The sequence below is a fragment of the Burkholderia sp. BE12 genome (genome assembly GCF_002959955.1).
GTDB lineage: Bacteria > Pseudomonadota > Gammaproteobacteria > Burkholderiales > Burkholderiaceae > Burkholderia.
Genome location: NZ_PREY01000012.1, coordinates 12,464 through 24,856, shown reverse-complemented (window position 1 = coordinate 24,856; position 12,393 = coordinate 12,464). Strand labels below are relative to the sequence as shown.

At 67.1% G+C, this 12,393-nt stretch carries 12 protein-coding genes; 6 read left to right on the top strand and 6 right to left on the bottom strand.

What is annotated here, in order from left to right; translation table 11 throughout:
* Positions 1-7: 7 nt before the first annotated feature.
* Both C4B30_RS15330 and gabP read left to right on the top strand, forming a co-directional pair.
* Positions 8-352: an MmcQ/YjbR family DNA-binding protein gene (locus C4B30_RS15330; protein ID WP_105132664.1), complete on the top strand. Its 345-nt coding sequence runs from the start codon at positions 8-10 to the stop codon at positions 350-352.
* A 376-nt stretch (positions 353-728) separates the two neighbouring features.
* Positions 729-2,120: a GABA permease gene (gene gabP / locus C4B30_RS15325; RefSeq protein ID WP_027783425.1), complete on the top strand. Its 1,392-nt coding sequence runs from the start codon at positions 729-731 to the stop codon at positions 2,118-2,120.
* Between the two features lie 148 nt (positions 2,121-2,268).
* Here the strand turns inward: gabP and ychF are convergent, their stop codons facing one another.
* On the bottom strand, positions 2,269-3,363 hold the full coding sequence (gene ychF / locus C4B30_RS15320) for a redox-regulated ATPase YchF (protein WP_027783426.1): 1,095 nt from the start codon (positions 3,361-3,363) through the stop codon (positions 2,269-2,271).
* Positions 3,364-3,610: 247 nt separating this feature from the next.
* Between ychF and C4B30_RS15315 the strand changes: the two genes are divergently transcribed.
* The 4 genes from C4B30_RS15315 (at position 3,611) to C4B30_RS15300 (ending at position 8,253) form a co-directional block, all read left to right on the top strand.
* Complete coding sequence (locus tag C4B30_RS15315) at positions 3,611-4,789, top strand: UbiH/UbiF family hydroxylase (RefSeq protein ID WP_105132663.1); 1,179 nt, start codon at positions 3,611-3,613, stop codon at positions 4,787-4,789.
* Positions 4,790-4,879: 90 nt separating this feature from the next.
* Positions 4,880-5,608, top strand: coding sequence for a DsbC family protein (locus C4B30_RS15310; RefSeq protein ID WP_027783428.1), 729 nt, complete (start codon positions 4,880-4,882; stop codon positions 5,606-5,608).
* A gap of 101 nt (positions 5,609-5,709) precedes the next feature.
* Positions 5,710-7,509 carry a M61 family metallopeptidase gene (locus tag C4B30_RS15305; protein WP_027783429.1) on the top strand — a complete coding sequence of 600 codons (1,800 nt, stop codon included), beginning with the start codon at positions 5,710-5,712 and terminating at the stop codon, positions 7,507-7,509.
* A 147-nt stretch (positions 7,510-7,656) separates the two neighbouring features.
* Entirely contained in the window at positions 7,657-8,253 is a 597-nt protein-coding gene (locus C4B30_RS15300) for an FMN-dependent NADH-azoreductase (protein WP_027783430.1), read from the top strand.
* Between the two features lie 116 nt (positions 8,254-8,369).
* On the opposite strand, the gene C4B30_RS15295 is transcribed toward C4B30_RS15300, so the two are convergent.
* From C4B30_RS15295 to C4B30_RS15275, 5 genes are read right to left on the bottom strand one after another with little or no spacing between them, the layout of a single operon-like run.
* Positions 8,370-9,287 (bottom strand): uracil-DNA glycosylase, encoded by a 918-nt coding sequence (locus C4B30_RS15295; RefSeq protein ID WP_027783431.1) that lies wholly within the window; start codon positions 9,285-9,287, stop codon positions 8,370-8,372.
* A gap of 13 nt (positions 9,288-9,300) precedes the next feature.
* Positions 9,301-9,927 carry a CYTH domain-containing protein gene (locus C4B30_RS15290; protein WP_027783432.1) on the bottom strand — a complete coding sequence of 209 codons (627 nt, stop codon included), beginning with the start codon at positions 9,925-9,927 and terminating at the stop codon, positions 9,301-9,303.
* A complete protein-coding gene (gene trpC, locus C4B30_RS15285; protein WP_027783433.1) occupies positions 9,927-10,712 on the bottom strand; it encodes an indole-3-glycerol phosphate synthase TrpC in 786 nt (261 codons plus the stop codon). Before trpC ends, C4B30_RS15290 begins: the two co-directional genes overlap by 1 nt.
* 29 nt (positions 10,713-10,741) lie before the next feature.
* A complete protein-coding gene (gene trpD / locus C4B30_RS15280) occupies positions 10,742-11,773 on the bottom strand; it encodes an anthranilate phosphoribosyltransferase (protein ID WP_027783434.1) in 1,032 nt (343 codons plus the stop codon).
* 13 nt (positions 11,774-11,786) lie between these two features.
* Positions 11,787-12,386, bottom strand: coding sequence for an aminodeoxychorismate/anthranilate synthase component II (locus C4B30_RS15275; RefSeq protein ID WP_027783435.1), 600 nt, complete (start codon positions 12,384-12,386; stop codon positions 11,787-11,789).
* Positions 12,387-12,393 lie beyond the last annotated feature (7 nt).

Here is a 12,393-nt window from a genome sequence, read left to right as displayed (position 1 = left end):
AAGCATCGTGACATTCGACGAAGTCCGGCAGATCGCACTGGCGTGGCGCGGCGTCGAGGAAGGCACGTCGTACGGCACGCCCGCGCTCAAGGTGAAGGGCAAGCTGCTCGCGCGATTGCGGGAGGACGGCGACACGCTCGTCGTGAAGGGCGTCGGCCCGGACGAGCGCGCATGGCTGATCGAATCGGCGCCCGACGTGTATTACGTGACCGATCACTACGTCGGCTGGCCGATCGTGCTGGTGCGTCTGTCGGCCGCGCGTCCCGACGCCGTGAAAAACCTGCTTCTGCGAGAATGGCACGCACTCGTGCCGGCGAAGTGGCGGGACGAAGCCGCCCGCGACGCGAACTGAACGGCGCGCCCGGCGCGCGAGCCGCCGCCGAACCGGATCAATCGTTGCATTGATTCGTATCGATGCAACGAGTGGTTCCATCGAAATTCTTCAATTGGTTCTTAGTGAAGAACCGTTTGATGCTTACACTCCTTCGCTTCGAAGGCGGCTGACGACAGCCGACGGAACGGGCGTACGCGATGCGCCGGCGCCCGATGCGCCGCATCGCACCGGCAGCTTCGCAGACTGCCCGGACGACCCGACCGGAACGGCCCAGTCCGGCCTCATGCCCGCGTGCGACGCACGCGCGGCCGCAGCCGGATTCAACAACGACAACTCCCCGCGCCGCCTTCACGCGACACCGGTCGTACCGGAACCGTTTTTTGGAGAGAGACAGATGAGTGGAAGCAATACAGGCCTCGGCACCGGCCTGAAGCAGCGTCACGTAACGATGATGTCGATTGCCGGCGTCATCGGCGCGGGCTTGTTCGTCGGCTCCGGCCACGCGATCGCGGAAGCCGGGCCGGCATCGATCCTCGCGTATGCGATCGCGGGCGTGCTGGTCGTGCTGGTGATGCGCATGCTCGGCGAAATGGCCGTCGCGCATCCGGACAGCGGGTCGTTCTCGACCTATGCCGATCGCGCGATCGGCCACTGGGCCGGCTTCACGATCGGCTGGCTGTACTGGTGGTTCTGGGTGCTCGTGATCCCGATCGAGGCGACCGCCGCCGCGACCATCCTCAATGCGTGGTTCCCGGGCATCGCGACGTGGATCTTCGCGCTCGGCATCACGCTGCTGCTCACCGTCACCAACCTCTTCTCCGTGAAGAATTACGGCGAATTCGAATTCTGGTTCGCGCTGATCAAGGTCGTCGCGATCGTCGTGTTCCTGTGCATCGGCGGCGCGGCGATCGTCGGCATCATTCCGGCGCCGGCCGTGTCGGGCGTGTCGAACCTGTTCGTGCATGACGGCTTCATGCCGCACGGCGCGAGCGCGGTGCTCGCGGCGATGCTGACGACGATGTTCTCGTTCCTCGGCACCGAGATCGTGACGATCGCGGCCGCCGAATCGGACAACCCGCAACGCCAGATCGTGCGCGCGACGAACTCGGTCATCTGGCGGATCACGCTGTTCTATCTCGGCTCGATCCTCGTCGTCGCGGCCATCGTGCCGTGGAACGACCCGTTGCTGCCGAAGCACGGCTCCTATCAGCGCGCGATGGAACTGATCGGCGTGCCGAACGCGAAGGCGATCATCGACGTGATCGTGCTCGTGTCGGTCGCGAGCTGCCTGAATTCGGCGTTGTACACCGCGTCGCGGATGCTGTTCTCGCTGTCCAGGCGCAAGGACGCGCCGGCCTTCCTGCATCGCACCGATTCGACCGGCACGCCGCGCGCGGCCGTGCTGGCGTCGACCGCGTTCGGTTTCCTGACCGTGATCGCGAACTACCTGATGCCGGAACAGGTGTTCGGCTTCCTGCTGGCGACGTCGGGCGCGATCGCGCTGCTCGTGTATCTCGTGATCGCGATCTCGCAATTGCGGATGCGCAAGACGCTCGAATCGAGCGGCGCCGACCTGACGCTGCGGATGTGGCTGTTCCCGTGGCTCACATGGGCCGTGATCCTGTTCATCTGCGGCACGCTGACCGTGATGTTCGTCAGCGAGGAGCACCGGATGGAAGTCGGCGCGACGGCCGTGCTGGCGTTGATCGTGCTGCTCGCGTCGTGGCTGAACAAGCGTGGGCGCGATGCGCGGGCGGAAGCGGGGCGGCGCGTGTCGGCGACGTGATCCGATCGAATGACGTGACGGCGGGGCGCAAGCCCCGGTCATGAAAAATGGCCCGAGCGGCGTTTGCCGGTCGGGCCATTTGTCTTTCGTGCCGGAGCACGCGTGGCGCGATGCCGTGCGTATCGCACGGCATCGGCCGATGCAGGTGTCAGACGTTGAACAGGAAGTTCATCACGTCGCCGTCGTGCACGACATATTCCTTCCCTTCGGCGCGCATCTTGCCGGCTTCCTTCGCGCCTTGCTCGCCCTTGTACGCGACGAAGTCGTTGAACGCGATCGTCTGCGCGCGGATGAAGCCGCGCTCGAAGTCGGTGTGGATCACGCCGGCCGCCTGCGGCGCGGTGTCGCCGATGTGGATCGTCCACGCGCGCACTTCCTTCACGCCCGCGGTGAAGTAGGTCTGCAGGCCGAGCAGCTTGAAGCCCGCGCGGATCACGCGGTCGAGGCCCGGCTCTTCCATGCCCATGTCGGCGAGGAAGGCTTCCTTGTCCGCGTCGTCGAGATCGGCGATTTCCGCCTCGATCGCCGCGCATACGGCGACCACCGGCGCGTTTTCGCTTTCCGCGTACTTGCGCACCGCCTCGAGGTGCGGGTTGTTCTCGAAGCCGTCGTCCTTCACGTTGGCGACGTACATCGCCGGCTTCGCGGTGATCAGGCAGAACGGCTTGATCAGCGCCTGTTCGTCGTCCGACAGCGCGAGGCCGCGCACGGCCTTGCCCTGGTCGAGCTGCGCACGCACCTTTTCAAGCACCGCGACGAGCTTCGCCGCTTCCTTGTCGTTGCCCGACTTCGCCGCCTTCGAATAGCGCGTGAGCGCCTTCTCGATGGTGCCGAGATCGGCGAGCGCCAGTTCGGTGTTGATCACTTCGATGTCGTCGATCGGGCTGACCTTGCCGGCGACGTGAATGACGTTCTCGTCCTCGAAGCAGCGCACGACGTGCGTGATCGCGTCGGTTTCGCGGATGTTCGCGAGGAACTGGTTGCCGAGGCCTTCACCCTTGCTCGCGCCCGCGACGAGGCCCGCGATGTCGACGAATTCGACGACGGCCGGCACGACACGCTCCGGCTTGACGATCTCGGAGAGCGCCTTCAGGCGCGTATCCGGCACTTCGACGATGCCGACGTTCGGCTCGATCGTGCAGAACGGGTAGTTCTCGGCGGCGATGCCGGCCTTGGTCAGCGCATTGAACAGGGTGGACTTGCCGACGTTGGGCAAGCCGACGATGCCGCATTTGAGACTCATGGAATCCTTCGGACGGGTGAGGCGGCGCGGCCGGACGGGGCACGGCGGCGCGGGAAAAAAGGGCGGCCGGCGCGTGGAGCGCGGCGGGCCGACGGTCAAAGACGCTATTGTACCGTGCCGGCGCCCCGGATTCCGGGCTGGGCGCCGAACGGCCGATGCGGCGGGCCGTCGCGCCGGCGCACCGGCCTGAGGTTCTGCTGATTTCCCGCAAAGTCCGGCCGCGTAAGGGTTTGGCCCCGCGGCTATAATGCCCGCCATGACTGCCCATCACACCTTCGACGTCGCCGTGGTCGGCGGCGGGCTCGTCGGCAAGACGGCCGCGCTCGCGCTGACCCAGTCCGGCTACAAGACAGCCTTGCTCGCCCAGCCGGCCACGCCGCGCCCCGCGGATCTCGCGTTCGACACGCGCGTCTACGCGCTGTCGTCCAGTTCGCAGGCGTTGCTCGAGCGGCTGCGGGTCTGGCAGGCGCTCGACCACGGCCGGCTCGCGCCGGTGTACGACATGCGCGTGTATGGCGATGCGCATGCCGAACTGCATTTCTCCGCCTATCAGGCGTCCGTGCCGCAGCTTGCGTGGATCGCCGAATCGTCGCTGGTCGAGGCGTCGCTCGACGCCGCGCTGCGATTCCAGCCGAACCTCACGTGGTTCGACGCGCGTGCGCAGGGTTTCGACGTGCGCGACGACGCGGCCGTGCTCACGCTGTCGTCGGGGCAGGTGCTGGAAGCCGACCTCATCGTCGGCGCCGACGGCGCGCATTCGTGGGTGCGCTCCCAAATGGGGGCCAGGGTAGAGCGGCGCGACTACCGGCAGACGGGCGTCGTCGCGAACTTCAAGGCGTCGCTGCCGCACCGCGAGACGGCGTGGCAGTGGTTCCACGAAGGCGAGATCGTCGCGCTGCTGCCGCTGCCGGACGGCCACGTGTCGCTCGTGTGGTCCGCGCACACCGCGCATGCGGACGAACTGCTCGCACTCGATCCGGCGCAGCTCGCGGCCGAGGTCGAGCGCGTGTCGCACGGCCAGGTCGGCACGCTCGAATGCGTGACGCCGGCCGCCGGCTTCCCGCTGGCGCTGCAGACGGTCGACAAGCTGATCGCGCCGCGCGTCGCGCTGGTCGGCGATGCCGCGCACCTGATCCACCCGCTCGCGGGGCAGGGGATGAACCTCGGGCTGCGCGACGTCTCGGCGCTCGCCGACGCGATCGCGGGCAAGGAAAGCTTCCGCAACCTCGGCGATACCGTGCTGCTGCGCCGCTACGAGCGCTCGCGCCGTGAGGACATCCGCGCGCTGATGGTCGCGACCGACGGCCTGCAGCGGCTGTTCGCGGTGCCGGGCTCGCTCGCGAAGGCGGTGCGCAACGCGGGCATGGCGTTCGTCGGGGCCCAGCCGCTCGTGAAGCGCTGGCTCGTGTCTTCCGCGCTCGGCTGAGCGAACCTTCGGCTGCTTCGCCGGTCGGACTCGGTTCCGTTACGGCGTACACTGTGCCGTGCACTCCGATTGAGCTGAAGGAAGATTTCGATGAAAAAAACGATCCGCATCGCGTCGTTGGCGCTGGCCGTCACGATAGCGACGCTTGGCTGCACCGCGCAGGCCGACCAGACCACCGACAAGCTGAAGGCCACGCTGCAAGCCCGTCTCGGCAACGACGCGCCGATCAAGAGCGTGTCGAAATCGCCGGTTGCAGGCCTTTACGAAGTGAACCTCGGCTCGCAGATCATCTATAGCGACGCGGCCGGCGACTACGTGCTGCTCGGCGATCTCGTCGACGCCAGGACGCACAAGAACCTGACCGACGCCCGCCTGTCCGAAATCAACAAGATCGACTTCGCGAGCCTGCCGTTCGCGAATGCGATCAAGGTCGTCAAGGGCAACGGCGCCCGCAAGATCGCGGTGTTCTCCGATCCGAACTGCCCGTACTGCAAGAAGCTCGAGACGACGCTGCAGTCGATCGACAACGTGACCGTCTACACGTTCCTGTACCCGGTGCTGTCGCCGGATTCGACCGCGAAGTCGAAGGCGATCTGGTGTGCGACCGACCGCGCGAAGACGTGGGAAAGCTGGATGCTCGACCACCGCGCGCCGTCCGGCGCCGGTACTTGCGACACTACCGCGCTCGACAAGAACCTCGCGCTCGGCCGCGGGATGAACGTCACGGGCACGCCGACGATTTTCCTGCCGGACGGCCGCCGCCTGCCGGGCGCGGTATCGGCCGACCAGCTCAACCAGGCGCTCGCCTCGAGCAAGTAACCGACTGCACGCCGGGCGCATGGCCCGGCCAGCGAGGGGCGCCCGCATGATCTGCCGGCGCCTCTCTTCGTTTTCGCCGCCGTATTCGACCGATTGCCACGATGACTCAGCCGATCCGCTATTCGATTGTCCCGAAAGATCTTGCCGCGCACCTGTTCGAAGTGACGGTGACGGTTGCCGATCCCGATCCCGAAGGCCAGCGTTTCTCGCTGCCGGTGTGGATTCCGGGCAGCTACCTCGTGCGCGAGTTCGCGCGCAATATCGTGACGCTCGTCGCATTCAACGACGCGGGCCGCAAGGTGCGCATCGCGAAGACCGACAAGCACACGTGGCAAGCCGCGCCCGTGACCGGCGCGCTGACGCTGCGCTACGACGTCTATGCATGGGACCTGTCGGTGCGCTCCGCGTATCTCGACGAGTCGGGCGGCTTCTTCAACGCGACGGCCGTGTTCCTGAGCGTCGCCGGCCGCGAGGACGCGCCGTGCGAAGTCGACATCGCGAAACCGGCCGGCGCGGCGTTCCGCACGTGGCGCGTCGGCACCGCGCTGCCCGAGGCGCGCGGCACGAAGCGCTACGGCTTCGGCGCGTATCGTGCGTCGAACTACGACGAACTCTCCGACCATCCGGTGACGATCGGCGAATTCGCGCTCGCGACGTTCGACGCGCACGGCGTGCCGCACGACATCGTGATCGCCGGGCGCGTGACGCAGCTCGACCTGGAGCGGCTGCGTACCGACCTGAAACGCGTGTGCGAAGCGCAGATCGCGCTGTTCGAGCCGAAGTCGAAGAAGGCGCCGATGGACCGCTACGTGTTCATGACGCTCGCGGTCAGCGACGGCTACGGCGGCCTCGAGCATCGCGCGTCGACCGCGCTGATCTGCAACCGTACCGACCTGCCGGTGAAGGGGCGACCCGAAACGACGGAAGGCTATCGCACGTATCTCGGCCTCTGCAGCCACGAGTATTTCCACACGTGGAACGTGAAGCGCATCAAGCCGGCGGCGTTCGTGCCGTACGACCTCACGCGCGAGAACTACACGTCGCTGCTGTGGCTGTTCGAGGGCTTCACGTCGTATTACGACGACCTGATGCTGGTCCGCAGCGGGCTGATGTCGCAGGACGAATATTTCGCGGCGCTCGGCCGCACGGTCGGCGGCGTGCTGCGCGGCACGGGCCGGCTCAAGCAGAGCGTCGCGGAAAGCTCGTTCGACGCGTGGATCAAGTACTACCGTCAGGACGAGAACGCAACCAACGCGATCGTCAGCTATTACACGAAGGGTTCGCTCGTGGCGCTGGCATTCGATCTCGCGATCCGCGCGCAGACGCGCAACCGGAAGTCGCTCGACGACGTGATGCGTCTGCTGTGGCAACGCTACGGCCGCGACTTCTATCGCGGCAAGCAGGCGGGCGTGGAAGAAAACGAAGTCGAGGCGCTGATCGAAGAGGCGACGGGCGTCGCGCTCGGCCGCCTGTTCGCCGACGCCGTGCACGGCACGCGCGACCTGCCGCTCGGCGACCTGCTCGCGCCGTTCGGCGTGACGCTGGCGCCCGACGTCGCGATCGGCGCCGCCGCGAAGCCGACGCTCGGCGCGCGCTTGCGCGGCGGCGCGGACTGCACGTTCGCGGCGGTCTACGAAGGGGGCGCCGCGCATCGCGCGGGGCTGTCGGCCGGCGACACGCTGATCGCGGTGGACGGCTTGCGCGTGACGGGCACGAACCTCGATGCGCTGCTCTCGCGCTACCGGCCGGGCGACAAGGTCGAGGTTCACGCGTTCCGCCGCGACGAGCTGCGCACCGCGAAACTGAAGCTCGACGGCCCGGAAGTCACCCGCTACCGGCTGACCGCCGCCGCGAAGCCGGCTGCGGCCACGAAGGCTCGCGAAGCCTGGCTGAAGGGATAAACGTACCCGGGTGGGTATCGGGGCGCGATCGAGCATTGTTCCGCTGCTGCAACAATCCGTCGCCCTGAACCCGCTTTTTCGCGGTCATGCGGCCACGCACAATGGCGTCACTCGCGCTACCGAAGCGCAACCCTACCGGAGCCTGACATGACGACCATTCTGCAAATCAATTCCGCCGCGCGTTCGCAAGGTGCGCAATCCACGCTGCTCGCCAATGAACTAACGGCAAAGCTGCAACAATCGAACCCCGGCGCGAACGTCGTGGTGCGCGACCTGCTGGCCGATGCGCTGCCGCACCTCGACGAATCGGTGCTCGGCGCGTTCTTCACGCCGGCCGACAAGCGCACCGCGGAACAGAATGCGATCGTCGCGAAGAGCGATGCGCTGATCGCCGAGCTGCAGGCTGCCGACATCATCGTGATCGGCGCCCCGATGTACAACTTCGGCATCTCGTCGCAACTGAAGACGTACTTCGACTGGATCGCCCGCGCGGGCGTCACGTTCCGCTACACCGAGAACGGTCCGGAAGGCCTGATCAAGGGCAAGAAGGTTCACGTGGTGACGGCGCGCGGCGGCAAGTACGCCGGTACGCCGAACGACAGCCAGACGCCGTACCTGCGCACGTTCCTCGGCTTCGTCGGCATGACCGACGTGAGCTTCATCTTCGCGGAAGGCCTGAACCTCGGCCCGGATGCGCAGAGCGCCGCGCTGGCCAGCGCACGCGAAGCGATCGCCGCCGCGTAACGCGTCGGGTGGACGTGGGTGCGACGCACCCGCTGCATCGCCCGATAAAAAACGCCGCGCCCCCAAAAGGGACGCGGCGTTTTTGCATTCGTGTGGCGAACTCGGCGCCGAGACCGTTACGCGAGCGTTTCGGCCACGTCCGGCAGGCGCCAGTCGATCGGTTCGCGGCCCGCATCGACCAGATAGTCGTTCGCGAGCGCGAAATGGCGACAGCCGAGGAACCCGCGGTGCGCGGACAGCGGCGACGGATGCGGCGCCTCGAGCACGCAGTGCGCGTTCGCGTCGAACAGTGCGCGCTTCGCCTGCGCGTGCGCGCCCCACAGCATGAACACGAGCCCGCGATGGCGGCCGGCGAGCTCGCGGATCAACGTGTCCGTGCATTGCTCCCAGCCGCGCTTCGCGTGGCTCGCGGCCGCGCCGCGCTCGACCGTCAGCACGGTGTTGAGCAACAGCACGCCCTGGCGCGCCCATGTATCGAGGCAGCCGTGACGCGGCGTGTCGTGACCGAAGTTCGCGGCGATTTCCTTGAAGATGTTGCGCAGCGACGGCGGCGTGCGAACGGCAGGCGGCACCGAGAACGCGAGGCCGTGCGCCTGCGGCGTGCCGCGGTCGTCGCCGTGATACGGGTCCTGGCCGAGGATCACGACCTTCACGTCGTCCGGGCTCGTCAGGCGCAGCGCGCGGAACACGTCGGTCGGGTACACCGTCTTGCCGGCCGCGCGCTCTTCATCGACGAAGCGGCACAGCGGCGCGTACGCGTCGCTGTCGGTGAACGGTTTCAGCACGTCGCGCCAGACGGCCGGCAGCGCGTCGAATTGCGCGGCGAGATGCGGCACGTCGGCGACGACGGGCCGCGGTGCGGAGGCGGTCGGGGCCGGCGCGGGCGCCGGTGCGGCCGCCTTCTTCGCGGATTTTCGCCGGGCCGCGGGCGGCTCGGAAGCCGCGGACGGAATATCGGCCGGTGCCGTTTCCGGCACGGGATCGTCGAACAGCGACGCCTGTTGCGGCGCGCGGGAAGTCTTGCGGGTTGCCATGCGTGATGCGTGTTTATTGCGCGCGCAGCCGGTAGCCGCGCTGCGCCTTGCTGATGTTTTCGGGAACGAGGCCCGGCAGCGCCTGCTGCAGTTCGGCGGCGAGCGTCGCGAGCGCCGTTTCCGGGCCGTCGATCAGTTCGAGTTCGATTTCGCTGATCGGTTCGCGGCGCGTTTCGTGTTCCGCCTGGACGACGATCTCGCCGAGGTCCACCGCGGCCTCGACGGTCGCGCCGCCGATTGCGATGCGCCACAGCGTACGCGAAAAATCCGTGCGGAACAGCGCGTACAGTGCGCCTGCCGCATCATTCAGCGCGGCGGCGGCTTCCGGCACGTCGCAGGCCGCGACGAGCGCGTCGATGTCGAGCGCGTCGCCCGCGACCGGGAGTTCCCATTCGTGGCGGCGGTGCAGGCCGCCTTCCGCGCTGCCGACCGTCTTGAACGTCTGCAGCCAGCCGTCCGGCGTGCGGCGCACGCGCACCGCGCTCTTCGAGCGCGCCAGCGCGAGATCGGGCGTGTCGTAATAGACGTTCGCGAGCGTGATGTCGCGACCGGGTTCGCCGGTCAGCGTGTCGAAGAAGCGGCGTGCGGCATCGGCCTGACCGGCCGGCAACGCGAGCTTGATTTCCTTTTCGATCGCCATCAGAAGAACATCCGTGCGAGTTCCGCGCCCGGCTGGTCGGCGCGCATGAACGCCTCGCCGACGAGGAACGTGTTCACGTTCGCCGCGCGCATCGTGTCGACGTCGGTGCGCGACAGGATGCCCGATTCGGTCACGACGATGCGATCCGACGGAATCATGTCGAGCATGTCGAGCGTGGTCTGGATCGACGTCTCGAACGTGCGCAGGTTGCGGTTGTTGATGCCGAGCAGCGGCGTCTTGAGCGTCAGCGCCTGTTCCATCTCGTTGCGGTCGTGCACTTCGACCAGCACCGCGAGGCCGAGCGAGTGCGCATAGGCTTCCAGATCCTGCATCAGCGGCGTGTCGAGCGCGGCGGCGATCAGCAGGATCGCGTCGGCGCCCATCGCGCGGGCTTCGACGATCTGGTACGCGTCGACGATGAAGTCCTTGCGCAGCACCGGCAGCGTGCAGGCCGCGCGCGCTTCCTCGAGGTAGCGGACGCCGCCCTGGAAGAACTGCTCGTCGGTCAGCACCGACAGGCAGGCGGCGCCGTGCGCCGCATACGAGCGCGCGATGTCGGCCGGCACGAAATGCTCGCGCAGCACGCCTTTCGACGGGCTTGCCTTCTTGATTTCGGCGATCACGGCGGCGTCGCCGGCCGCGTGCTTCGTCCGCAGCGCGCCGACGAAGTCGCGCAGGTCCCGCGCGGAGGCTTCCAGTTTCAGTGCCTCGAGCGGCGCGCTGCGCATGGCCGCCGCCACTTCTTCGCGCTTGACGGCGATGATTCGGTCGAGAATGTCGCTCATATGGGTTCCTGCTTGATTCGTAAGGGGAGTCAGCGCTTGAACTGCTGCGTGAAGCGCACGAGTTCGTCGACTTTCTCGCGCGCCTTGCCGCTCGCGATCGCTTCACGGGCCAGCTGGATGCCGTCCGCGATCGACTCGGCGATATTGGCCGCGTAGAGCGCGGTACCCGCGTTCAGCGTGACGATCTCGCGTGCGACGCCCGGCTGGTTGTCCAGCGCGCCGAGCAGCATCGTGCGCGATTCGTCGGCATTTTCCACCTTCAGCGTGCGGTTCGACACCATCTGCAGACCGAAGTCCTCCGGATGGATCTCGTATTCGTGCACCTTGCCGTCGCGCAATTCGCCGACGAGCGTCGCGGCGCCGAGCGACACCTCGTCCATCCCGTCCTTGCCGTACACGACGAGCACGTGCTGCGCGCCGAGGCGCTGCATCACGCGGACCTGGATGCCGACGAGGTCGGCGTGGAACACGCCCATCAGCTGATTCGGCGCGCCGGCCGGATTGGTCAGCGGGCCGAGGATGTTGAAGATCGTGCGCACGCCGAGCTCGCGGCGCACGGCCGCGATGTTCTTCATCGCCGGGTGATGGTTCGGCGCGAACATGAAGCCCATGCCGGTTTCGGCGATCGATGCGGCCACCTGGTCCGACTGCAGGTCGATGTTCACGCCGAGCGCCTCGAGCACGTCGGCGCTGCCGGACTTGCTCGACACGCCGCGGTTGCCGTGTTTCGCGACCTTCGCGCCCGCGGCCGCCGTGACGAACATCGACGCGGTCGAGATGTTGAACGTGTGCGAGCCGTCGCCGCCGGTGCCGACGATGTCGACGAAATTCGAGTTGTCCTGCACCTCGACGTGGTTCGCGAATTCGCGCATCACGGTCGCGGCGGCGGCGATCTCGCCGATCGTTTCCTTCTTCACGCGCAGCCCGGTGATGATCGCGGCCGCCATCACGGGCGACATGTCGCCGCGCATGATCAGCCGCATCAGGTGCAGCATTTCGTCGTGGAAGATCTCGCGGTGTTCGATCGTGCGCTGCAGCGCTTCCTGCGGGGTAATCGTCATCGTGCGTCTCCCGTCAGGCAGCCGGTGCGGTCGCGCCGGCCACGGCGCGGTTCTGTTTCAGGAAATTCTCGAGTAGCGCATGGCCGTGCTCGGACAGGATCGATTCCGGGTGGAACTGCACGCCTTCGACCGGCAGCGTCTTGTGGCGCACGCCCATGATCTCGCCGTCGTCGGTCCACGCGGACACCTCGAGGCAGTCGGGCAGCGATTCGCGTTCGATCGCGAGCGAGTGATAGCGCGTGACGTCGAAATGCTTCGGCAGATCGGCGAACACGCCGCGGCAGTCGGTTTCGATCCGGCTCACCTTGCCATGCATGATGGTCTTCGCGCGTACGACGCGGCCGCCGAACGCTTCGCCGATCGCCTGGTGGCCGAGGCAGACGCCGAGGATCGGCTTCTTGCCCGCGAATTCGCGCAGCACGTCGAGCGTGATGCCCGCATGTTGCGGATTGCTCGGGCCCGGCGACAGGCAGATGGTGTCGGGATTCAGGCGCGCGATGTCGTCGAGCGTGATTTCGTCGTTGCGGTAGGTGCGCACGTCCTCGCCGAGTTCGCCGAAGTACTGGACCAGGTTGTAGGTAAACGAGTCGTAGTTGTCGATCATGAGCAGCATGGTCAGT